The sequence below is a fragment of the Amycolatopsis deserti genome (assembly GCF_014653945.1).
Taxonomy (GTDB): Bacteria; Actinomycetota; Actinomycetes; order Mycobacteriales; family Pseudonocardiaceae; genus Amycolatopsis_E; species Amycolatopsis_E deserti.
The window spans coordinates 196723-218674 of the sequence record NZ_BNAU01000005.1; the positions used below are offsets into that span (position 1 = coordinate 196723).

At 71.2% G+C, this 21952-nt stretch carries 19 protein-coding genes; 9 read left to right on the forward strand and 10 right to left on the reverse strand.

The window, feature by feature from the left end; genetic code table 11:
• Window positions 1–4: 4 nt before the first annotated feature.
• From IE290_RS22010 to IE290_RS22020, 3 genes are all read left to right on the forward strand, one after another.
• On the forward strand, window positions 5–652 hold the full coding sequence (locus IE290_RS22010; protein ID WP_191246569.1) for an amino acid ABC transporter permease: 648 nt from the start codon (window positions 5–7) through the stop codon (window positions 650–652).
• Window positions 649–1509, forward strand: a complete 861-nt coding sequence (locus IE290_RS22015) for an amino acid ABC transporter permease (protein ID WP_191246570.1) — start codon at window positions 649–651, stop codon at window positions 1507–1509. Before IE290_RS22010 ends, IE290_RS22015 begins: the two co-directional genes overlap by 4 nt.
• 123 nt (window positions 1510–1632) lie before the next feature.
• Complete coding sequence (locus IE290_RS22020) at window positions 1633–3042, forward strand: hypothetical protein (RefSeq protein ID WP_191246571.1); 1410 nt, start codon at window positions 1633–1635, stop codon at window positions 3040–3042.
• 5 nt (window positions 3043–3047) lie between these two features.
• Here the strand turns inward: IE290_RS22020 and ggh are convergent, their stop codons facing one another.
• Genes ggh through IE290_RS22045 form a run of 5 tightly spaced genes read right to left on the reverse strand, consistent with a single transcriptional unit; the run spans window position 3048 to window position 8580 of the window.
• Window positions 3048–4439: a glucosylglycerate hydrolase gene (gene ggh / locus IE290_RS22025; protein WP_191246572.1), complete on the reverse strand. Its 1392-nt coding sequence runs from the start codon at window positions 4437–4439 to the stop codon at window positions 3048–3050.
• On the reverse strand, window positions 4440–5516 hold the full coding sequence (locus tag IE290_RS22030; protein WP_191246573.1) for an ABC transporter ATP-binding protein: 1077 nt from the start codon (window positions 5514–5516) through the stop codon (window positions 4440–4442).
• 9 nt (window positions 5517–5525) lie between these two features.
• A complete protein-coding gene (locus IE290_RS22035; protein ID WP_191246574.1) occupies window positions 5526–6389 on the reverse strand; it encodes a carbohydrate ABC transporter permease in 864 nt (287 codons plus the stop codon).
• Window positions 6386–7261 carry a carbohydrate ABC transporter permease gene (locus IE290_RS22040; protein ID WP_191246575.1) on the reverse strand — a complete coding sequence of 292 codons (876 nt, stop codon included), beginning with the start codon at window positions 7259–7261 and terminating at the stop codon, window positions 6386–6388. Before IE290_RS22040 ends, IE290_RS22035 begins: the two co-directional genes overlap by 4 nt.
• Window positions 7261–8580: an ABC transporter substrate-binding protein gene (locus IE290_RS22045; RefSeq protein ID WP_191246576.1), complete on the reverse strand. Its 1320-nt coding sequence runs from the start codon at window positions 8578–8580 to the stop codon at window positions 7261–7263. The genes IE290_RS22040 and IE290_RS22045 overlap by 1 nt, the downstream gene beginning before the upstream one ends.
• A 77-nt stretch (window positions 8581–8657) precedes the next feature.
• Between IE290_RS22045 and IE290_RS22050 the strand changes: the two genes are divergently transcribed.
• Entirely contained in the window at window positions 8658–9830 is a 1173-nt protein-coding gene (locus IE290_RS22050; RefSeq protein ID WP_191246577.1) for an ROK family transcriptional regulator, read from the forward strand.
• Window positions 9831–9864: 34 nt separating this feature from the next.
• On the opposite strand, the gene IE290_RS22055 is transcribed toward IE290_RS22050, so the two are convergent.
• The 4 genes from IE290_RS22055 to IE290_RS22070 are packed head-to-tail and all read right to left on the reverse strand — an operon-like array spanning window position 9865 to window position 13654.
• Window positions 9865–10620: a succinate dehydrogenase/fumarate reductase iron-sulfur subunit gene (locus tag IE290_RS22055; protein ID WP_191246578.1), complete on the reverse strand. Its 756-nt coding sequence runs from the start codon at window positions 10618–10620 to the stop codon at window positions 9865–9867.
• Window positions 10617–12530 carry a fumarate reductase/succinate dehydrogenase flavoprotein subunit gene (locus IE290_RS22060; RefSeq protein WP_191246579.1) on the reverse strand — a complete coding sequence of 638 codons (1914 nt, stop codon included), beginning with the start codon at window positions 12528–12530 and terminating at the stop codon, window positions 10617–10619. Before IE290_RS22060 ends, IE290_RS22055 begins: the two co-directional genes overlap by 4 nt.
• 30 nt (window positions 12531–12560) lie before the next feature.
• Window positions 12561–13367, reverse strand: coding sequence for a succinate dehydrogenase subunit SdhC (sdhC, locus tag IE290_RS22065; protein ID WP_191246580.1), 807 nt, complete (start codon window positions 13365–13367; stop codon window positions 12561–12563).
• On the reverse strand, window positions 13364–13654 hold the full coding sequence (locus IE290_RS22070; protein WP_191246581.1) for an Rv0250c family protein: 291 nt from the start codon (window positions 13652–13654) through the stop codon (window positions 13364–13366). Before IE290_RS22070 ends, sdhC begins: the two co-directional genes overlap by 4 nt.
• A gap of 236 nt (window positions 13655–13890) precedes the next feature.
• On the opposite strand from IE290_RS22070, the gene edd reads away from it, so the two are divergent.
• The 5 genes from edd (at window position 13891) to IE290_RS22095 (ending at window position 20772) form a co-directional block, all read left to right on the forward strand.
• Entirely contained in the window at window positions 13891–15759 is a 1869-nt protein-coding gene (gene edd / locus IE290_RS22075; protein ID WP_191246582.1) for a phosphogluconate dehydratase, read from the forward strand.
• An 8-nt stretch (window positions 15760–15767) separates the two neighbouring features.
• Window positions 15768–16391, forward strand: coding sequence for a bifunctional 4-hydroxy-2-oxoglutarate aldolase/2-dehydro-3-deoxy-phosphogluconate aldolase (gene eda / locus IE290_RS22080; protein WP_191246583.1), 624 nt, complete (start codon window positions 15768–15770; stop codon window positions 16389–16391).
• 425 nt (window positions 16392–16816) lie between these two features.
• Window positions 16817–18253 (forward strand): lipase maturation factor family protein, encoded by a 1437-nt coding sequence (locus tag IE290_RS22085; protein WP_191246584.1) that lies wholly within the window; start codon window positions 16817–16819, stop codon window positions 18251–18253.
• A gap of 10 nt (window positions 18254–18263) precedes the next feature.
• Window positions 18264–19781 carry an aminotransferase-like domain-containing protein gene (locus IE290_RS22090; protein ID WP_191246585.1) on the forward strand — a complete coding sequence of 506 codons (1518 nt, stop codon included), beginning with the start codon at window positions 18264–18266 and terminating at the stop codon, window positions 19779–19781.
• On the forward strand, window positions 19699–20772 hold the full coding sequence (locus IE290_RS22095) for a pyridoxal phosphate-dependent aminotransferase (protein ID WP_229874649.1): 1074 nt from the start codon (window positions 19699–19701) through the stop codon (window positions 20770–20772). Before IE290_RS22090 ends, IE290_RS22095 begins: the two co-directional genes overlap by 83 nt.
• Here the strand turns inward: IE290_RS22095 and IE290_RS22100 are convergent.
• Window positions 20761–21891: an MFS transporter gene (locus IE290_RS22100; RefSeq protein ID WP_191246586.1), complete on the reverse strand. Its 1131-nt coding sequence runs from the start codon at window positions 21889–21891 to the stop codon at window positions 20761–20763. The two genes, IE290_RS22095 and IE290_RS22100, sit on opposite strands and share 12 nt — an antisense overlap.
• Window positions 21892–21952: the final 61 nt, after the last annotated feature.

Genomic DNA, 21952 nt, shown 5'->3' on the forward strand with positions numbered 1-21952 from the left:
CCCGATGGACGTCCTGCTCGACAACATGGACCTCTACGGTCCGTTCTTCTGGACCACGATCAAGCTGTTCCTGATAGCCGGAGTGGCCAGCCTGATCTTCGGCACGTTCCTGGCCGGCCTGCGGGTCAGCCCGGTTCCGGTGTTCCGCGCGGTCGGCGCCACGTACGTGACGCTGCTGCGCAACACACCGCTGACGCTGGTGTTCGTGTTCCTGGTGTTCGCCTACCCACTGCTCGACATCATCGACCTGTCCTACTTCACCGCCGCGGTGGTGTCGCTGACGCTCTACACCTCGGCGTTCATCTGCGAGGTCGTGCGGTCGGGCATCAACACCGTCCCGGTCGGGCAGGCCGAGGCCGCCCGGGCGCTGGGGCTGACCTTCCCCCAGATCCTCGGCCAGATCGTGCTGCCCCAGGCGATCCGCTCGGTGGTGCCGCCGCTGATGAGCATGCTCATCGCGCTGCTGAAGAACACCACCATCGCCGCCGGGTTCTCGGTCGCCGAGGCCGGCGCGATCCGCCAGTACCTGTCCGAGCGCGGTGACAACCAGCTGGTCGGCCTGCTGTGGGTCGCGCTCGGGTTCATCATCCTGGTCGCGGTCCTGTCCTTCATCCAGCGGACCCTCGAGAAGCGCTGGAGCGTGGCGCGATGAGCAACGTCCTGTTCGACATCCCCGGCCCGAAGGCCCGCGCCCGCTACCGGGTGCTGGCCGTGCTCGGCACCCTGATCGTCGCCGCGGTGATCGCCTACATCATCTGGCGGTTCATCGACAGCGGCCAGTTCTCCGCCCGCCGCTGGGAGTGGCTGCAGTACGCCCAGGTCCAGCGCGACCTGGTGGACGCGCTGCTGGCGACCCTGCAGGCCTTCGCGCTCGGCGCCGTGCTGGCGCTGGTCTTCGGTGCGATCTTCGCCGCCGGGCGGCTGTCGGATCACGCGTGGGTGCGCGGTGTCTCGACCGCGGTCGTCGAGTTCTTCCGCGCCATCCCGCTGCTGATCCTGATGTTCCTCTTCTACTACGGCGCTCCGGTGCTCGGCGTGGCCCTGCCGCCGTTCGCCGCGGTGGTGCTGGGCCTGACCCTGTACAACGGCTCGGTGCTGGCGGAGGTGTTCCGCGCCGGCATCCTGGCGCTGCCCAAGGGCCAGAGCGAGGCGGCCTACGCGCTGGGCATGCGCAAGACGCAGGTGATGACGCTCGTCCTGATCCCGCAGGCGATCCGGTCGATGCTGCCGACCATCATCAGCCAGCTCGTGGTGCTGCTCAAGGACACCGCGCTCGGGTTCCTGGTCACCTACCCCGAGTTGCTCTACTACGCGCGCTACATCGGCTCGCAGGGCTCGTTCGGCCGCCCGATCGTGCCGTCGACGCTCGTGGTGGCGGCCATGTACATCGCGTTGTGCCTGCTGCTCACCGCGCTGGCCAACTACATCGAACGCCGCCAGCGGCGCAGCAAGAAGCACGTGGAAGTCCAGCGCCCGCCGACGACGGAGGACGTCGTGGGCGTGGCCTGATCAGGACGAGAACGAGGGGCGTGACGGTTGCCGTCACGCCCCTCTTCCGTTTTCCGCACCGTCACCACCGCGTCCGCGGATAACATGGATCATCCGCTGGTCCGGGCCGGGAAGTGACGTCACATGGGAAACCACCTCGAAACGTTCGCCAAGATCATCGGCAAGCTGAAGACGCCGCTCACGCTCGCCGGCCTGACCGTGGTGATCCTCTACCTGCTCTACCAGCAGGTGCTCAACCTCAGCGTGCTGTCCCCGTTGCAGGGGAACGAGACGTTCACGCTGGTCGATTCGATCGTGTCGAAGGTGTTCTGGCTGGCTGTGGTGGCTGTCGTGTTCGGGTTCGCGGGATTCGTGCTCACCGCGCTGCTCCAGCGCCGCACCCGGCCCAAGCGGGCGGCGGTGTCCCTGGTGGGCACCTCGCTCGACCCGGAACTGTCCAGTCCGGCCGGCGCGAACCCGCCTGCCGGAAACCGGTACGAGGTGCTCGAGCAGAAGTTCGAGGTCGGCGCGATCGACTGCAAGTTCGTCAACCGCGGGGACGCGACGGCGTTCCTCGATTCCTTCTCGGTGCTCGTCAAGGGCGTCACCGTCGACCGGTCACCGGTGTTGTCCTACAGCTATCGCGTGCAGGGCCGGTCCGTGGTCGTCTCGGCGCACAACGCGGGCTGGGGCGCGGCCAGCCGGATGCGCCTGCGGCTGGTCGACCCGGTTCTGCCGGACCTGTTCCCCGCGCGGTCGGAGGTGACCGTTCCCGTCGTGGAGCCGGGGGCGACGGTTCCGGTGCTCCGGCTCGACCCGGACCCCGCCGTCGCCGGCGCGATCGGTGACCTCAGGCGACGGCGGGCGGAGTTCCTGGGCAGCGTCGCCGAGGCGATGCGGCGGGAGGACGACTCGATCCGCGCGTCGGCGGACTTCCGGACGTTGCTGTCCCACCACGAGCGCTGGCACGTCAGCGAGTACTTCGCGGACCTCCCCCGCGGTGACAGCCCGCGCCAGCAGTGGCACCTCCGCTACGTCGGCGCCCTCCCGGGGACGGCCGAGGTGCCGGTCGGCATCACCGTGACGGGGAGCTACGAAACCGAGAACGGGGACTCCCACGAGATCACCCGCACCGACGTGCGGTGCGTCCGCGACGACCCGGCCTCGCCGGGGGTGCTCTGGCTCGGCGACCACGGGTTCTCCTACGAGTTCCACGAGGTCGACTACATGGTGGTGCCCCCGTCCACGGTGCACGCGGTGGTGCTCGACGCGGAGCCCGGACAGCGGCGGGACTACGCGTTGTCCAGGGCGATCGAACCCGGCGGCGTGGAGCGCTTCCACATCGCGCTCGCCTCGGTCAAGTCGGCCACGTACGAGATCACCCTGGGCTTTCGCGTCGACGGGCGCGAGCACATCTGGTCGAAACCGATGTCGGTCCAGCTGGAGCGCCTGCACGGCTCCGCGCTGCCGGACAACTTGACCGACGGCGCGTCCTTCGAGCTGCAGGACGGCCGCCTCGTCCTCGGCGGCAGCCGGACGTCGCCCTGGTGGTGACCGGGTCAGTCGGCGTCGGCGCAGAGCCAGTCCAGCACGACCGCCGCGGTCCAGCTCTGGTCGGTGCTGCCCAGCGGCTCCCCGGTGAACGGTTCGTAGTACTCGCCGAACGCGCCGTCGTCGGTGAGCCTCAGCCCGGCTTCCCGCAGCTTGCGGGCCCGCTCGTGCCAGCCGCGGCGTTCGAAGGCCCATCCGAACAGCCAGTTGACCACCGGCCACTGTGGACCGCGCCAGTACTGGCGCGGGTTGAAGCCGGGGCGCATCGGTGACACCGACGGCGGCACCGGCGCCAGCAGGTCGGGGTGCCCGCACCAGCGGTCGCTGTCCAGCAGCGACAGCAGCCGCAACTGGACCTCGTCCGGCGCGCCGCCGCACAGCAGCGGCGAGAACCCGGCGATGGTCTGGGTGTCCAGCCACCGGTTGGCCCTCAGGTCCCGGTCCCGCGCCATGCCGGACACCGAGTGGCAGCTGGCCGCCACCGCCTCACGCGCCCGCGACGCCCACTCCGCCAGGTCGGCCAGCTGCGACGCGGGCTGGCCGAACTCGGTGCCCAGCTCGATCAGCACGTCGCAGGACACCGCGAACAGGGCGGTGATGAACACGTCCCCGACCAGGAAGCTCGAGCTGCGCACGATCTCCTTCTGGTCGTACCCCGCGCGGCGCATCTCCTCGATGAGCCACAGGTAGCGGTCGTACTCCTTGTCGGTGGGCCGCTCGCTCGGGTCGCCGATGATGCGCACGTCCTTGCGCACGTACGGCGGCAGCTCCTCGCCCGGGTTGACCGCGGCGTAGGGCACGTCCCAGCGCGGCGAGTTGTCCATCCCGGACTCCCAGCCGTGCACGATCGCGACCAGCCCGCTCGACCCCGGCGTGCGGTACTCGACCAGCCACCGGTGCCAGGAGTACAGCGCGGGCCAGATCGAGCGGGCGAACCGCTCGGCGTCGGCGCGGTCCTGCGGCGAGGAGGTGCGGGCGATCTCCAGCATCCGCTGCACGGCGATCGCGTGCACGGGCGGCTGGCAGATCCCCGAGGTGCGTGCGTTCCGCGGCCCGTCGACGGCGTTGTCGGTGCCCCAGCGGTCCGGGCCGGGGAAGTACGCGTCGTCGTCGGTGAAGACGATGTGCGGCACCATGCCGTTGCGCCACTGCGCCTTGAACAGGGTCTCCAGCTCGGCGACCGCGCGCGGCAGGTCCAGCCGGGCCAGGCCGATCGAGATGAACGCCGCGTCCCAGCTCCACATGTGCGGGTAGAGCCGGGGCGCCGCGGTGATCACGGCACCGGTGTCGTTGTCCCTGAGCACCCGGGCGGCCCGCGCGGCCAGGGTGGGCCTGGCGTAGCGGACCGGTCTTCTGCCGCCGGCGGCTCCTTCGGGGGGACTGGTGACGTCGACGGTCATCTACTTCGCCTCCAACAGGAGCTGGGTTTCCGGGTCGTACCACCGGCACTGCTCCGGCGGCAGGCCCAGCTTCAGGGTCTGGCCGGGTTCGGCGCGGAAACTCGCCGGTGCCTGGACTTTCAGTACCTGCCCGCACAGCTCCGTGGTGAGCAGCGTCGAAGACCCCAGCGGCTCGAACACCTGCACCTCGCAGCGCAGCCCGTCCGAAGCGGGGTCCACCGAGATCGACTCGGGCCGGATGCCGAGCCGCAACCGCTTGCCCTGGAACGATTTCAGGGCGCGCGGGACCGGCAGCGTCTGGCCGCCGAAGTCGATCCGCGTGCCGTCCTCGCTGACGGCTCCGGTGAGGAAGTTCATCGGCGGGCTGCCCAGGAAGCCGCCGACGAACTCGTCCGCGGGCTCGGTGTAGACGGCGACCGGGTCGCCGCACTGGGCGATACGCCCCTCACGCATGACGGCCACCCGGTCGCCCAGCGACAGCGCCTCGACCTGGTCGTGCGTCACGTACAGCGTGGTCACGCCGATCTCGTTGACGAGCTTCTTCAGCTCCGCCCGGAAGGACAACCGCAGCAGGGCGTCCAGATTGGACAGCGGCTCGTCCATCAGCAGCACGTCGGCGTCCATCACGATCGCCCGCGCCACCGCCACGCGCTGCCGCTGACCGCCGGACAGCTTCGCCGGGTACCGGTCCAGGTACGGCGTGAGCTGCAGCAGCTCGGCGGCCCACTTGACCTTCTTGCGCACCTCGTCCGCCGGCACGCCGTGCACCCGCAGGCCGAAGCCGATGTTGTCGGCGACCTTCTTGTTCGGGAACACCGCGTACGACTGGAACACCATGGACAGGTTGCGCCGCCGCGGTTCCAGGTAGGTGACGTCGCGGCCGCCGATGACGATCTGGCCCGCGTCCGGCGTCTCCAGCCCGGCGACCATCCGCAGCAGCGTGGTCTTGCCGCAGCCGGACGGGCCGAGCAGGACCATGAACTCGCCGTCGGCCACCTCGAGCGACACCTGGTCGGTGGCGCGCGTGGTGCCGCCCGGATAGGTCTTCACGAGCTCGTGCAAGACGACCTCAGCCATGGCGCTCCCTCATCGCAGCGTGGTCCCCCACATGTTCACCAGGTACCGGCGCATCACGAAGATGAACACCAGCGCGGGCAGGATCAGCGCGAAACCACCGGCGAACCGGTAGGCCTGCGGCGCCTCCCCGAGCGAGGCCAGTACCTGGGCGGGCAGTGTCCGGTGCCCGAGCGTGATCACGGCGGCGCCGAGGATCTCGTTCCAGGACAACACGAACGTGAAGATCGAAGACGCGGCCAGGCCGGGCAGCGCGAGCGGGAACACGACCCGGCGCGCCGCCTCGAACCGGCCGCAGCCGAACACGCGGGCCGCCTCTTCGACGTCGGTGGGCACCGACACGAAGATGCTCGCGCTGATCAGCACGGTGGTCGGCATCGCGAGCGTGGTGTGCAGCAGCGTCACCGAGAACACCGTGTCGTAGACGCCGGAGTTCAGGAACATCGTCGCCAGCGGCACGGACAGCACCACGATCGGCAGCGCGCGGGCCAGGAGCATGAACACCTGGTAGGCGTCCTTGCCGCGGAACACCTGGCGCGCCAGCGCGTAACCGGCGGGCGCGCCCACCAGCAGCGACAGCACCACGGTGTAGACACCGACGAGCAGCGAGTTGCCCAGCGCCGGGATGGTGCCGGTGGCCTGGACGAACGCCAGCAGCGTGTCGGCGGAGAAGGCACTCGGGATCAGCGGCTTCGGGAACTCCAGCAGCGCCTGCGGCGAGGACACCGCGGCCAGCCCGATCAGGATCATCGGCACGACCATGAACAGGCTGATCAACACGCACGCGATCTGGACGGCGATCGCGCGGCGACGGCGGCGGCGCAGCGGTGCCTTGTCGATCGGGGGCAGGTCGAGCGGGGGCAGGGTGGAGGTCACTTGGCCGCCTCCTGCTGCCGCATGGTGCGCAGGTAGAACAGCGCCGTGGCGAGGGAGAGCGCCAGCACGACCAGCGCGGCGGCGCTGGCGACGGCCGGGTTCTGCAGGTTGACGTACCACTGGTAGGTCTCCCCGACCAGCAGCGGGAAGTCCCGGCCGGTCAGCGCCTGGGCCACCGCGAACGCCTGCAGCGCCAGGATGGTGCGCAGGATCAACGCGACCTGCAGGCTCGGCTTGAGCTGCGGCAGCGTCACGTGCCACAACCGCTGCCACGCGCTCGCGCCGAACACCTGCGCGGCCTCGTCGAAGTCCTTGGGCACCATCTGGATGCCGGCCACGACGATGACGAACACCAGCGACGTGGCGCGCCAGATCTCGGCGATCACCACGGCCAGCAGCATGGTGCCGGTGTTGGTGTAGTTCAGCCACTGCACGCCGGTGTCGGAGATCCCCCACGACACCAGCAGCGAGTTGAGGTAGCCGCGGCTGTCGAACACCGACAGCCACACCAGGCCGGCGGCCAGTTCGGACACCGCGAGCGGGATGGTCCACAGGTAGAAGTGGCCGGACAGGAACTTCGGCCGGGCCTGCACGAGCAGCGCCATGCCGACGGCCAGCACCAGCTGGACCGGCACCACGATGACGATCAGCAGCAGCGTGTTGCGCAGCGCTTTCAGGAAGTACGGGTCGCCGAACAGGCGGTCCCACGCCGCGAGCGTGAACCCGGTGTCGTCGGTGAACGCCGAGATCAGCGCCTGGATCACCGGCCACCCGAACAGGGCCAGCATGAACACGATCGACGGCGCGAGCAGCAGCCACGGCGAACCGGCCAGGCGCCGCTTCTTCGGTGCTTCCAGGACGGCCACGGCCATCAGGCCACCTCGCAACGCTCGGCGGGCGGATCGGGCGCCCAGCACGGCACCTTCAGATCGTCGAACACCTTCTGCAGCACCCGCGCCTGACTGTCCAAAGTCGACCGGATGTCGGCGCCGTCGAGGACGATCGCCTGGAAGGAGTCCTTGAACGCCTTGGTGACCTCGCCCTCGCGGGTGCCCAGGCCGACCGGCAGCAGCGACAGGATCGAGTCGGGCGCGTCCCGCTGGCGCTGCACCGCACCGGCCTCCATCTGCAGGGCCGGCGGCAGGTCGGCGGGGATCTGGGCGTCGACGACCGGGAAGAACCCGTTCGACCGGAGCAGGCCGATCTGCGCCTGCGGGGTGGACAGCGCCCGGATCACCTGCTCGGCCTGACGGCGATCGGTGCTGCCCTTGGGGATCGCGAGGCCGAGCACGACGGCCATGTATCCCAGGCCGCGGGGGCCGCGCGGTGCGGGCAGCATGCGCCACCGCCGCGGCTCGTCGCCGGGCGCGGACACCAGGCGCGCGACGTGGTCCCAGCCGATCTTCGCCGCACCGGCCCGCAGCGGCTCCTGCATGAAGTCGTAGGTGGTGCTGGACGGGGTGGTGTTGGCCCACAGTTCCTTGAGGTACTGCCACGCGGTGATGGCCTCCGGCGAGCGGAACGTGGTGATCTGGCCGCCGGTGAACGAGGGCAGCAGGTAGCCCTGCAGGAAGCGGTGGATCAGGCCCTTCGGCCCGCACGGCAGGCCCAGCACCGGCTGGTTGCCGTTGGCGCGGCGGGCGGCGATGGCCCAGTCCAGGAACTGGTCGTAGGTCAGGGTGTCCGGGTCTGCGCCCGACGGCAGGTGGGCCAGGGCGTCCTCGTGCGCGGCGAGCACGAAGCTGGCCTGCGCCCACGGGACGTACCAGGACTGCGGGGTGCCCGCCTTGGCCAGCGCCAGGAACTCCTCCGGAATCCCCTGGCCGGCGGGCACGCCGGAGACGTCCTCCAGGTACTTCCCGGCGAGCGGCGCGAGGTCGCTGTGCGAGCCGCCGAGCAGGCCGACCTGGGTGCGCCCGGCGCCGACCTGGCTCTGCACCTGGCTGGCGAACGGGCCCTCCTCGATGGTGACGTAGCTCACCGAGCCGGGGAACGTGTTCGCCAGGAAGGTGCGGAAGCGTTCCGCCTCCGCCACCGGCCGGAACTGCGTGGACAGGAAGACCATGCCGCCGCCGCCCGTGGTCGCGAATCCGACGCACCCGGCGGCCATGGAGGCGGCGCCGGCCAGGAAGACCCCCCGGAGGACGGTACGACGGGTGGGGCCGCTGCCGGTCAGGCGGGCCGCGCGCATTCAGTTCCACCCCGATGTCGCCGTCTACACTTCTGTCTGGTCATTGAACATAAGTCCTCGCGGGAGATCCTGTCAACATGCCTCCGGCACGCACCGGCTCGCCCACCTCGGCCGGCCACATCCTCGCGATCCTGCGCAGCGAGGGACCGCTGACGCGGCAGCAGCTGCAGGACCGGACCGGCCTGTCCCGCGCGACCCTGGTCGAGCGGCTGGACGTCCTGCAGCGGCTGAAGTTGCTGCGCCCGGTGGGGCACCGCGCGTCCAGCGGCGGGCGGCCGGCCGAGATGCTCGCCGCCGACGACGTGGGCCGGACCGCGCTGGTCGGCGACATCGGCCAGCGGCACGCGACGATCGCCGCGGTCGACCTGCGCGGCACCGTGTTCGGGCAGGTCCACCGCCCGCTGCCGGCCGGGCACCGGCCCGCCGAGACGCTGTCGTTCCTGCTGGACACCGGGCGGCGGCTGCTCGACGAGGCCGGGCGCGCGGACAGCCTGTGCGCGTTCGGGCTGAGCGTGCCGGGGCAGATCGACCACGACACCGGCACGACGATCGCGCCGCCGTCGATGTCGGAGTGGCGGGGAGTCCGGTTGCGCGAGCCGTTCACCGACGCGCTGTCGGTGCCGGTGTTCCTGGAGAACGACGCGAACGCGCTGGCGTTCGGCGCGTACTGCGAGATGGACCGCCCGCGGGCGGCGCTGGTCGGGGTGAAGGTCGGCACCGGGATCGGCGCCGGGATGGTGATCTCCGGGCGGGTGCACCGCGGTGAGACCGGGTGCGCCGGCGAGGTGGGCCACATCCGCATCGAGGGCTCCGACCTGCGCTGCGACTGCGGGCGGCGGGGTTGCGTGTCGGCGATCGCGAGCGGCCAGGCGGTGATCCGCGCCCTGCGGCCGACGGGGGTGCGCAGCGCGGAGGACGTGCTGCGCCGGGTGCGCGCCGGTCATCCGGAGGCGGCCCGCGTGACGCGCGAGGCGGGCCGGCTGGTGGGCACGGTGCTGGCGACCGTGGTGACGATCGTGAACCCGCGGTACCTGCGGGTCGGCGGGGCGATCGGGGTGCTGCCGCCGTTCCTGGAGGGGCTGCGCGAGGTGGTGCTGGCGGGCGCGCACACCAGTTCACTGGACAGCCTCGACATCGGGCCCTGCGCGCTCGGGGTCAACACCACGCTGACCGGCGTGGCGGGCATCGTCGCGGACGAGGTGCTGGACCCGGCGTCGGTGGACGCGATGGTGGCGCGGCAACCGGTGTGAACCAGGGCTGCCGGCTGTCGCTACCGCAGCGAGATCACTCCGCCTTGCGCCGGAAGATCTTGCTGCCCAGCCAGACCACCGGGTCGTAGCGGCGGTCCACCACGCGCTCCTTCATCGGGATGAGCGCGTTGTCCGTGATGTGGATGTTCTCCGGACATACCTCTGTGCAGCACTTGGTGATGTTGCAGTACCCGAGCCCGTGCTCGTCCTGGGCCGCGTGCCTGCGGTCGGCCACGTCGAGCGGGTGCATCTCCAGCTCGGCGATCCGCATCAGGAACCGTGGCCCCGCGAAGTTCTCCTTGTTCTCCTCGTGGTCGCGGATCACGTGGCAGGTGTTCTGGCACAGGAAGCACTCGATGCACTTGCGGAACTCCTGCGAGCGCTCGACGTCGACCTGCTTCATCCGGTACTCGCCCGGTTTCAGGTCCGCCGGCGGGGTGAACGCGGGGATCTCGCGCGCCTTCGTGTAGTTGTACGAGACGTCGGTGACCAGGTCGCGGATCACCGGGAACGTCCGCATCGGCGTGACGGTGACGACCTCGTCCTCGGCGAACACCGACATGCGCGTCATGCACAGCAGCCGCGGCCGCCCGTTGATCTCCGCCGAGCACGAGCCGCACTTGCCCGCTTTGCAGTTCCACCGCACCGCCAGGTCCGAGCACTGCGTGGCCTGCAGTCGGTGGATGATGTCGAGCACGACCTCACCCTCGTTGACCTCGACGGTGAAGTCCTGCAGCCCGCCGCTGGTCGCGTCGCCGCGCCACACCCGGAACGATGCCTTGTAACTCATGCCTGCCTCCCGGGGTGGCCGGCCAGCTCTTCGTCGGTGTAGTACTTCTCCAGCTCGCTCAGCTCGAACAGCTCCAGCAGCTCGGGCCGCATCGGCTCCTGGTCCTTCGGCGTGACCGTCACCTCGAGCGCCAGCGGATCGTCCCCGGACGCGCTGCACACCAGCAACTTGTTGCGCCACCGGGAATCCATCTGCGGGTAGTCGTCGCGCGTGTGCCCGCCGCGGCTCTCGGTGCGCATCAACGCGGCCCGCGCGACGCACTCGCTGACCAGCAGCATGTTGCGCAGGTCCACGGCCAGGTGCCAGCCCGGGTTGAACTGCCGGTGCCCCTCGACGGTGACGTTGCGGATGCGCTTCTTGATCTCGTCCAGCTTGGCCAGCGCCTGCTCGATCTCCTCCGCCTTGCGGATGATCCCGACCAGGTCGTTCATCGACTGCTGCAGCTCGCTGTGCAGCGTGTACGGGTTCTCCTCGACGCCCTCGGCGGGCGGGTCGAACGGCACCAGCGCGGTGCGGGCCGCCTTGTCGACATCGGACTGGGCCACCGCCGGGCGGGTCTCCAGACTCTCCACATAGGACGCCGCGCCGAGCCCGGCGCGCCTGCCGAACACCAGCAGGTCCGACAGCGAGTTGCCGCCCAGCCGGTTGGACCCGTGCATCCCGCCGGAACACTCCCCGGCCGCGAACAGCCCGCGCACGCTGGAGGCCGCAGTGTCCGGGTCGACCTCGATGCCGCCCATCACGTAGTGGCAGGTCGGACCGACCTCCATCGGCTCGGCGGTGATGTCCACATCGGCCAGTTCCTTGAACTGGTGGTACATCGACGGCAGCCGCTTGCGGATCTCCTCCGGCGTCAGCCGGCTGGCGATGTCCAGGAACACCCCACCGTGCGGCGATCCGCGCCCGGCCTTGACCTCGGAGTTGATCGCCCGCGCCACCTCGTCGCGCGGCAGCAGGTCCGGCGTGCGGCGGTTGTTCTCCTGGTCGGTGTACCAGCGGTCGGCCTCCTCCTCGGAGTCGGCGTACTGGCCCTTGAACACGTCCGGCACGTAGTCGAACATGAACCGCTTGTCCTCGGAGTTCTTCAGCACCCCGCCGTCACCGCGCACGCCCTCGGTGACCAGGATCCCCTTCACACTCGGCGGCCAGACCATGCCGGTCGGGTGGAACTGGACGAACTCCATGTTGATCAGGTCCGCCCCGGCGCGCAGCGCGAGCGCGTGCCCGTCGCCGGTGTACTCCCACGAGTTCGAGGTGACCTTGAACGACTTGCCGATGCCGCCGGTCGCGAGCACCACGGCCGGCGTCTCGAACAGGATGAACCGGCCGCTCTCCCGCCAGTACCCGAACGCGCCGGCGATGCGGTCGCCGTCCTTGAGCAGCTCGGTGATCGTGCACTCGGCGAACACCTTGAGCTTGGCCTCGTAGTCGCCGAACTCGCGCATGTCCTCCTGCTGCAGCGACACGATCTTCTGCTGCATGGTGCGGATCAGCTCCAGCCCGGTGCGGTCGCCGACGTGCGCCAGCCGCGGGTAGGTGTGCCCGCCGAAGTTGCGCTGGCTGATCCGCCCGTCCGGGGTGCGGTCGAACAACGCGCCGTAGGTCTCCAGCTCCCAGACCCGGTCCGGCGCCTCCTTCGCGTGCAGCTCCGCCATGCGCCAGTTGTTGAGGAACTTCCCGCCGCGCATGGTGTCCCGGAAGTGCACCTGCCAGCTGTCCCGCTCGTTCGCGTTGCCCATCGCGGCGGCGCACCCGCCTTCGGCCATGACCGTGTGCGCCTTGCCGAACAGCGACTTGCACACCACCGCCACCGACAGCCCGCGCTGCCGCGCCTCGATCACCGCTCGCAGACCGGCGCCGCCCGCGCCGATCACCACCACGTCGTAGCTGTGCCGCTCGACTTCCGCCATTGCCTGCCCACCTAGTCCTTGAGGTCCTTGTCAGTCCACGAAACGCAGATCGGGGATGGCGCCGGAGGCCACGAGCATCACGTAGAGGTCGGTGACCACGAGCGTCCCCAGGGTGATCCAGGCCAGCAGCATGTGCCGGTTGTTGAGCTTGGTGACCTGGGTCCAGAGCCAGTACCGCGCGGGGTGGCGGGAGAAGTGCTTCAGCCGCCCGCCGACCACGTGCCGGCACGAGTGGCAGGACAGGGTGTAGGCCCAGAGCATGATCACGTTGCCGAGCAGGATCAGGTTCCCCAGACCGAACCCGAACCCGCCCGTCTTCCCGTGGAACGCCACGATCGCGTCGTAGGTGTTGACGACGGAGATGAGGGCGGCGACGTAGAAGAAGTAGCGGTGGGCGTTCTGCAGGATCAGCGGAAGCCGGGTCTCCCCCGTGTAGCGGCCGTGGGGTTCGGCGACCGCGCACGCCGGCGGCGAGAACCACACCGAGCGGTAGTAGGCCTTGCGGTAGTAGTAGCAGGTCAGCCGGAAGCCGAGCAGGAACGGCAGCGACAGGAACGCCAGCGGGATCCAGCCCGGCAGCTCCCCGAACGGCGTGCCGAAGTGGGCCGACCCCGGCACGCACGAATCGCTCAGGCACGGCGAGTAGAACGGCGTGAGGTAGTGGTACTCCGGCACGTAGTAGGCGGTGCGGACGAACGAGCGGATGCCGGCGTAGATGACGAACGTGGCCAGGCCGAGCGTGGTGAACAGCGGCGGGACCCACCACCGGTCGGTGCGCAGGGTCCGTGCGGTGATCCGGGCGCGCCCGCTAGCGGCGTTGGTAGCGGGTGCGCTCACCGCTGGTCACGGTGGTATCCGCCGACCCCTTCGTCGTCGGCCCCCTGCCACAGGGCCGGGTCGTACGGGCCGTCGGGGATCTTCACGACGGCCGCGGGGTCCAGTGGCTTGGGCTGGACCGGGACGCTGGGCTGCTCGAGGTCGCTCGCGTCGATGTCCAGGCGGTCGACGTCGTTGGCGAGGCGGCGGACCGCGGAGGCGTCACCGTAGCGCGATCGCAGGGCGCCGACGCACTGCTTGAGCTGGCCGATCGCGCGGCGGAGTTCGGCGAGTTCGGTGGTGGTCATGACTACCTCCGGGTCAGTTCGGCGGCGAGCCGGGGCTGGTACCGACTCTGCCGTTCCGCGTGCAATGTGACAAGTAGCACACCTTAGGTTGATGTTGTGATCGGGGTCACCTGAAACGATCTTCTTAATCGATTTTGATCCGGGCGATCCGGCAGCTACTGTGTCCACTGTCACGACCGTGCGACGCCAGCGAAGTCGTCAGCCGGACCAGCCGACGAGTTCCAGGTGGTTCTCCCGTGCACACAGCCCGAACACCCGTCCACCCCGTCGTCGAGGAAGTCACCGAGCGCATCGCCGCGCGCAGTGCCGCCACCCGCGGCGCCTACCTGGCGCGCATGGCCGCCGCCCGCGCCGAGGGGCCCGCCCGGGCCGGCCTCGCGTGCAGCAACCTCGCCCACGGCTTCGCCGCGTGCGGCGGCGAAGACCGCATCGCGCTGCGCGGGCTGCGCAAGCCCGGCATCGCGATCGTGTCCGCCTACAACGACCTGCTGTCCGCGCACCAGCCGCTGGACGAGTTCCCCGCGTGGATCAAGGACGCCGCGCGCGAGGCGGGCGGGGTCGCCCAGTTCGCCGGCGGCGTGCCCGCCATGTGCGACGGCATCACCCAGGGCCGCGCCGGGATGGAGCTGTCCCTGTTCAGCCGCGAGGTCATCGCGATGGCCACCGGGATCGCGCTGTCACACGAGATGTTCGACGGCGCGCTGCTGCTCGGCGTGTGCGACAAGATCGTGCCCGGCCTGCTGATCGGGGCGCTGTCCTTCGGGCACCTGCCCGCCCTGCTGGTGCCGGCCGGGCCGATGACCTCGGGCCTGCCGAACAAGGAGAAGGCCCGCGTGCGGCAGCTCTACGCCGAGGGCCGCGCGACCCGCGAGGACCTGCTGGAGGCCGAGTCGGCGTCCTACCACTCGGCGGGCACCTGCACCTTCTACGGCACCGCGAACTCCAACCAGCTGGTCGTCGAGGTGATGGGCCTGCACCTGCCGGGCGCGAGCTTCGTGCACCCGGGCACGCCGCTGCGCCGCGCGTTGACCGAGGAAGCGGCGCGGCGGGTGGTCGCGTTGTCGCGGGACGCCGAGTACACGCCGCTGGCCGAGGTGGTCAGCGAGCGGTCGGTGGTCAACGGCGTGGTGTCGCTGCTGGCCACCGGCGGGTCGACCAACCACACGATGCACCTGGTCGCCATCGCCGCGGCCGCCGGGATCCAGCTGACCTGGGACGACTTCTCCGACCTGTCGGCGGTGGTGCCGCTGCTGGCCAGCGTCTACCCGAACGGCAGCGCGGACATCAACCACTTCCACGCCGCCGGCGGGGTGCAGTTCCTGGTCGGGACGCTGCTGGACGCCGGGCTGCTGCACGAGGACGTCCGCACGGTGGCCGGGGACGGGCTGTCGCGGTACCGGTCGGAGCCGGTGCTGGACGGTGACCGGCTGGTGTGGCGGGAGGTTCCGGCGCGCAGCCTGGACGAGGACGTGCTGCGCCCGGTGAGCAACCCGTTCGCGGCCGACGGCGGGTTGCGGATGCTGTCCGGCAGCCTGGGGCGCGCCGTGATGAAGGTGTCGGCGGTCGCGCCGGAGCACCGGGTGGTGCGGGCGCCGGCGCGGGTCTTCACCTCGCAGGAGGCGTTCACCGCGGCGTTCCGCGCCGGTGAGCTGGACCGGGACGTCGTGGTGGTGATCCGCAACCAGGGGCCGCAGGCCAACGGGATGCCCGAGCTGCACGGGCTGACGCCCGCGCTCGGGGTGCTGATGGACCGCGGGCACCGGGTCGCGCTGGTCACCGACGGCCGGATGTCCGGCGCGTCGGGCAAGATCCCGGCCGCGATCCAGGTGACGCCGGAGGCCGCCGCCGGTGGCCCGCTGGCGCGGGTCGCGGATGGGGACGAAGTGGTGGTCGACGCCGTCGCCGGCCGGCTGGACGTACTGGTCGACGAGGCCGCGTTGGCCGGGCGGCCGCTCCGGGACGCGCCGCCGGATGAGGCATCCTGGGTCGGGACCGGCCGGGAGCTGTTCACCGCGCTGCGCCGCGCGGTCGGGCCGGCGGACCAGGGAGCGGGCGTGTTCGGGCCGATGACGCCGGGGCACTTCGGTGCCGCGGTTCGAGTGTGAGGAGAGACGTGAAGACAGGGCATGACGTGCTCGAGCTGTCGCCGGTGCTGCCGGTGGTCGTGGTGGACGACGCCGCGGATGCCGTGCCGCTGGCGAAAGCGCTGGTCGCGGGCGGGATCCGGGCGATCGAGCTGACGCTGCGCACGCCGGCCGGGCTGGCCGCGATCGAGCGGGTGGCGGCGGAGGTGCCGGACATCGTGGTCGGGGCGGGCACGGTGGTGACGCCGGAGCAGGCTCGCCAGGCGGCGGACGCGGGTTCGGCGTTCCTGGTGACGCCGGGCTGCACGGACCGCCTGCTGGAGGCCGTGACGGCGACGGATCTGCCGTTCCTGCCCGGAGTGAGCACGGTCTCCGAGGCGATGCGCGTGGCCGAGCACGGGATCACGGCGCTGAAGTTCTTCCCGGCGGAGGCCAGCGGAGGGGTGGCGTACCTCAAGGCGCTGGCGGGGCCGCTACCGCAGCTGCGGTTCTGCCCGACGGGCGGGGTTTCTGTGGCGAACGCGCCGAAATACCTGGCACTGTCCACAGTGGGCTGTGTCGGAGGTTCGTGGCTGACGCCCGCAGAGGCCATCGCCGCCGGCGACTTCGGGCGGATCGAGCAACTGGCCCGGGAGGCCGCCGCACTGCGCTGACCGGGGCGGGTCGTTGCCGCCGCCCGCATCGGGGACACCCTGCGCCCCACGGGCACCGCGTGCCCGTGGGGCGTCCCGCCGCTCACCGCTCCTGGGCGCCGCCAGCGCACTGCCCCTCGCCTGCACGGCAACCGCCGCCTGCGGCGGTGCGGCGCAACCACCGCGCTTCGCCGCGCCACCCCGCACCACCACCCGCAGGGCGCACCCGCCGCCAGCGGCGCACTCGCGCCCGCTGCACCAGCCTCGGGCGGCACTGCCGCGGCCTGCCCGTCACCCACCGGCCCTTCAACCCCGGCGCGCAGGCGCCCCAGCCGCCGCCGGCGCGCGACCTCACCACCCTCCCCGCTCGGCTCCGGTTGGGCATCCGGCCCTCCGGGTACTAGCCTCACGGCACCTCGTCTCCGAAGTCCCCGAAGGAGATCGCCGTGGGCTGGGAGTGGGCAGCCGACCCTGGGTACTGGGCGGCGCGGCTGGGGTTCCAGCGGGGGCTCGCCGCGATCTACCTCGTCGCCTTCCTCGCCGCCGCTCTCCAGTTCAATCCCCTGATCGGCGAGCGCGGCCTCCTGCCGGTGCCCCGGTTCACCCGGCGCGTGCCGTTCCGCCGCGCGCCCAGCCTGTTCCACTGGCGCTACTCCGACCGTCTGTTCGCCACCGTCGCCTGGGCCGGGGTCGTCATCTCCGCCGCGCTCCTCCTCGGCCTCTTCGACCACACCCCTGTGTGGGTGACCATGCTGGCGTGGCTGGTGCCGTGGCTGCTTTACCAGTCGATCGTCAACATCGGCCAGATCTGGTACTCGTTCGGCTGGGAGTCGCTGCTGCTCGAGGTCGGGTTCCTGGCGATCTTCCTCGGCCCGGCCGACACCGCGCCACCCGTGCTCGTGCTGTGGCTGCTGCGCTGGGTGCTGTTCCGGCTCGAGTTCGGCGCCGGGCTGATCAAGATGCGCGGCGACGCCTGCTGGCGCGATCTGACCTGCCTGTACTACCACCACGAGACCCAGCCGATGCCCGGCCCGCTCAGCTGGTACTTCCACCACCTGCCCAAGCCGCTGCACAAGGTCGAGGCGGCGGCCAGCCACTTCACCCAGCTCGTGGTGCCGTTCGCGCTGTTCGCGCCGCAACCCGCCGCGAGCGCGGCCGCGCTGCTGATGATCCTCACCCAGCTGTGGCTGGTCGCCAGCGGGAACTTCTCCTGGCTGAACTTCCTCACGATCACCATCGCGGTGTCCGTTGTGGACATCATCCCGGTTCAGGTCCCGGAACTCGCGCGACCACCGGTGTGGCAGCACGCTCTCGTGCTCGGCCTGACCGTGCTGGTCGCCGTGCTCAGCTACCGTCCCGCGCGGAACCTGGTGTCCCGGCGCCAGGTGATGAACACCAGCTTCGACCGGCTGCACCTGGTCAACACTTACGGCGCGTTCGGCAGTGTCACCAAGGTCCGGCACGAGATCGTCATCGAGGCCACGGACGATCCCGCCCCGGACGAGGACACGGTGTGGCGCGAGTACGAGTTCAAGGGCAAGCCCGGCGACCCGCGGCGGCGGCCACCGCAGTTCGCGCCCTACCACCTGCGGCTGGACTGGCTGATGTGGTTCGCCGCGCTGTCCACCCGCTACGCCGAATCGTGGCTGCCCGGTCTGGCGGAGAAGCTGCTCACGGCCGACCCGGACACGCTCAGGCTGTTGCGGCGCGACCCGTTCGACGGCGGACGACCGACCTACCTGCGGGCGCGGCTCTACCGGTACCGTTTCACGACGCCGCGCGAGCGCAGGGAGACCGGGGCGTGGTGGGTGCGCGAGCCGCGGGGCCTGGTGCTGCCGACCACGAAGCTCGGGCCGCACGGCGCGGTGGTCGCCGTCGACTGAGGAGGGGCGGATGCACGCCGGCAGGCTCGCGGAACTGCTCGGACGGTGGTCGAGCGGGAACGAAGCGCTCTACCTGAAGCTGGCCGCGCGGCTGGAGGCCCTGATCGAGCGCGGCGAGATCCCCGCGGACGGCCGGCTGCCGACCGAGCGGGCGCTGGCGGCGGAACTGGCGGTCAGCCGCAACACCGCCGTCGCCGCCTACGACGTCCTGCGTGACCACGGTCTGGTCGAGCGGAGGCGCGGCAGCGGCACGTTCGTGCGGCGGCCGCCGCGGCCCGGTCGCGGGGTGGTCGCCGAGTTCAACCCGATGTTCCTGCACCTGCTCGATCCCGTGCCGGACCTGATCGACCTCACCTGCGCGGCGCCGCCCCAGCCGGCGTGCCTGCCGGAGGTCGTCGCCGAGGCCGCGCTCGGCGACTTGGGGATCGGCTACCACCCGTCCGGCATTCCCGCGTTGCGGCAGGCGATCGCCGGCTTCTACGCGGCGCAGGGGCTGCCGACGGACCCCGGGCAGATCGTGGTGACTTCCGGCGCGCAGCAGGCGATTTCGTTGCTGGCGCAGCTGTTCCTGCGACCCGGTGACGCGGTGGCGGTCGAGGAGCTGACGTATCCGGGCGCGCTGGACGCGTTCCGCGGGAGCGGGGCGCGCATCCTCGGGGTGCCGCTGACCGCCGACGGCGTGTCGGTGCCAGGACTGGCCGAGGTCGTCGCCGGGGCGAAGCTCGTGTACCTGGTGCCGGCGTTCCAGAACCCGACCGGCTCGGTGCTGCCGTCGCACGCGGCGCGACGGGTGGTGGCGCTGTGCGAGTCGCACGGGGTGCCGCTGGTCGACGACCAGGTCCTCGCCGGCCTCACGCTGGACGGCCCGCGCCCCACCCCGCTGGCCCGGCACGGCGGCGGGGTGATCAGCGTGGGGTCGCTGAGCAAGCTGATCTGGGGCGGGGTGCGGATCGGCTGGGTCCGGGCCGATCCGCGCACGGCGGCCGACCTGGCGCGGCTCAAGGCGGTCGCCGACCTCGGGACGGACGTCGTCGCGCAGGCGGTCGGGGTCGCGTTGTTCGCGCGGCTCGACCGGTTGCGGGCGGAACGGCAGTGCGAGCTGCGGGAGCGGCGGGACCAGGTGGTGCGGGACCTGCGGGCGGCGTTGCCGTCGTGGGAGTTCCGGACGCCGCCGGGCGGGCAGACGCTGTGGATCCGGCTGCCGGGGGTGGACTCGCGGCGGTTCGCGCAGTTCGCGTTGCGGTACGGCGTCGCGTTGCTGGAGGGCACCTCGCTGGCCGCGCACGAGTCCAGCAGCGAGCACATCAGGGTGCCGTTCACGCTGCCGCGGGAGGCGCTGTCCGAGGCGGTGCGGCGGTTGCGGCAGGCGTGGGAGGACTATCCGCGAGCCAATGGCGCCGGATTGGCTCTGTCCGGCGCGGCCGTGGCGGACGAGTGTGATGGGCATGCGACGTTTCCCGCCGAGCGCGATGACGAGCCTGCTGGACGAGGCTCCCCGGTACGACCTGGCCGAGAGCACCTGCGGTGACCTGACGGTCGCCGATCTGGTGGACGTCGGCCGGCTGGCGAAGATCCCGCTCGGGTACGGCACGTCCGCCGGGGACGGCGAGCTGCGGGCGCTGCTGGGCGCCCGGCTCGGGGTGGCCGCGGACGAGGTACTGGTCACGACGGGTGCCGGGACCGCGTTGTTCCTCGTCGGGCTGTTGACCGAGGGCGAGGTCGTGGTGGTGCAGCCGGGGTATCCACCGATGCTCGGGCTGGCGCGGGGGCTCGCGGAGCGCGTGCGGACGGTGCGGCTGCGGTTCGAGGACGGGTACCGGCTCGATGTGGAGGCGTTGCGTGCGACGCTGACGCCACGGACGCGGCTGGTGATGCTGGCGACGCCGCAGAATCCGGCCGGGGTCGCGTTGACGCGGGACGAGATCGTGGCGGTGCTGTCGGCGACGGACGAGGTGTGCCCGGAGGCGATGGTGCTGGTCGACGAGACGTACCGGGAGGCGGCGTACTCGGAGATCGAGTCGTTCGCGACGGTGTCCCCGCGGGTGATCACGTGCGGGTCGTTCTCGAAGGCGCACGGGGCGCCCGGGCTGCGGATCGGATGGCTGACCGTGCGGGACGCCGCGTGGTACGAGGAGCTGCGGCAGGCGAAGTTCGCGAGCGCCGTGTCGTGCGGCACGCTGGACGAGTTCCTGGCGCTGGAGTTGTTGCGGCGTGCGGAGGAGGTGCTGGCCGCGAAGCGGGAGCGGATGCGGACCGGGCTGGCGGCGGTGTCGGACTGGGTCGCGCGGCAGGACGGCCGGGTGACCTGGATCCGCCCGGACGCGGGATCTTTCTGTTGCCTGCGCTTGGATTCCGGCGCGCCGGAGTTCTACAGGCGGCTGAGGTCGGCCGGAGTGGCGATCGCACCGGGCGACTGGTTCGGCGACGACCCGGCCATCTTCCGGCTCGGCTTCGGCCACGAACCGATCGAGCGCCTGCAGGAGGCACTGGAGTTGATGACTGAGGCGCTACAGGCCTGAGCGGAGAGCCAGGAAGGCGATGCCGCGCAGTAGTCCCGCGATCGGATAAGGGGCGCGGAGGCCGAACAGGTGCGCGACGAGACCGCCGGCGAGCGCCCCGAACGGCATGAGCCCCCACCCGAGCATCCGGTAGACGCTGTTGACCCGGCCGAGGAGTTCGGCCGGGACGAGCTGCTGCCGGAGGCTGACGGTCACGACGGTCCAGAGCGTGGTGGCGAACCCGTTGGCGGCCAGCAACAGCGCCAGCACGAGCGCGTTCGGGCTCAGGCCGATCGCCACGAAGATCACCACGTTCCCCACCAGTGCGACGTGCAGGGCGCGCCGCGCGTGGATGTCGAGCAGCCCGGCCACCAGGCTGCCGACGGCGGCGCCGGTGAGGAGCAGGCCGTAACCGCGGGTGCTCAGGTGCAGGGTCTCGGTGGCGAACAGGACGAGGGTGGCGTTGCCGAGCTGCGCGCAGAAGGTGTTGACGGCCAGCAGCGCGGCGAGGGTGCGGAGCAGCCTGTGCCGGGCCAGCCAGCGCAGGCCGTCGGTGATCGGGGTCTTGGGCCGCGTGCCGGGTGGGTTGCGAGGCAGCGTGGCCACGAGCGCGGCGGAGACAGCGAAGGTCACGGCATCGAGGGTGAGGGGAAGTGCGGCGGAAACGGCGAAGAGGAGGCTGCCCAGCGGTGGACCGGCGAACTGCTGACCGGTGATGATGACCGCTTGCTGGTAGCCGTTCGCCTGGTGCAGCAACGGTTTCGCGACGAGATCCGGCAGGATCGCCTGTGCCGCGTTGCCGAACAGGACCTCGCACGCTCCCAGCCCGAAGGCGATGATCGCCATCACGGGCAGGCTCAAGGCGTGCAGCGCGGCGAGGACCGCCGCAGCTCCGATGAGCAACGCCTGCACGACCTGCGTGCGCCACATCAGGGTGGCCCGGTCGTGCCGGTCGACGAGCGCCCCGGCCGGGAGGGACAGCAGCAGCCACGGCAGGTAGGTCACGGCGGACAGGACGGCGATCAGCCGGGGGTCGGATGTCAGGGTGACGGCCAGCAGCGGGACCGCCGCGGTGAACACGCCGTCGCCGAGGGCGTCGACGGCCGCGGCCCACCACAGCCGCCAGTAGGTCGCTCTCATGCGCTGAGGATCTTGGCGTCGGCGAACGTGCGACACGGTTGAGCGCTGCGCTACATACTCG

Coding starts and splice junctions, on each gene's coding strand:
- IE290_RS22055 (WP_191246578.1), bottom strand. CDS start 10,620: ATGAGTTACAAGGCATCGTTCCGGGTGTGGCGCGGCGACGCGACCAGC.
- IE290_RS22060 (WP_191246579.1), bottom strand. CDS start 12,530: ATGGCGGAAGTCGAGCGGCACAGCTACGACGTGGTGGTGATCGGCGCG.
- IE290_RS22090 (WP_191246585.1), top strand. CDS start 18,264: ATGCACGCCGGCAGGCTCGCGGAACTGCTCGGACGGTGGTCGAGCGGG.
- IE290_RS22070 (WP_191246581.1), bottom strand. CDS start 13,654: ATGACCACCACCGAACTCGCCGAACTCCGCCGCGCGATCGGCCAGCTC.
- IE290_RS22020 (WP_191246571.1), top strand. CDS start 1,633: ATGGGAAACCACCTCGAAACGTTCGCCAAGATCATCGGCAAGCTGAAG.
- IE290_RS22045 (WP_191246576.1), bottom strand. CDS start 8,580: ATGCGCGCGGCCCGCCTGACCGGCAGCGGCCCCACCCGTCGTACCGTC.
- ggh (WP_191246572.1), bottom strand. CDS start 4,439: ATGACCGTCGACGTCACCAGTCCCCCCGAAGGAGCCGCCGGCGGCAGA.
- IE290_RS22095 (WP_229874649.1), top strand. CDS start 19,699: ATGCGACGTTTCCCGCCGAGCGCGATGACGAGCCTGCTGGACGAGGCT.
- IE290_RS22100 (WP_191246586.1), bottom strand. CDS start 21,891: ATGAGAGCGACCTACTGGCGGCTGTGGTGGGCCGCGGCCGTCGACGCC.
- IE290_RS22015 (WP_191246570.1), top strand. CDS start 649: ATGAGCAACGTCCTGTTCGACATCCCCGGCCCGAAGGCCCGCGCCCGC.
- IE290_RS22050 (WP_191246577.1), top strand. CDS start 8,658: ATGCCTCCGGCACGCACCGGCTCGCCCACCTCGGCCGGCCACATCCTC.
- IE290_RS22010 (WP_191246569.1), top strand. CDS start 5: ATGGACGTCCTGCTCGACAACATGGACCTCTACGGTCCGTTCTTCTGG.
- IE290_RS22030 (WP_191246573.1), bottom strand. CDS start 5,516: ATGGCTGAGGTCGTCTTGCACGAGCTCGTGAAGACCTATCCGGGCGGC.
- IE290_RS22040 (WP_191246575.1), bottom strand. CDS start 7,261: ATGGCCGTGGCCGTCCTGGAAGCACCGAAGAAGCGGCGCCTGGCCGGT.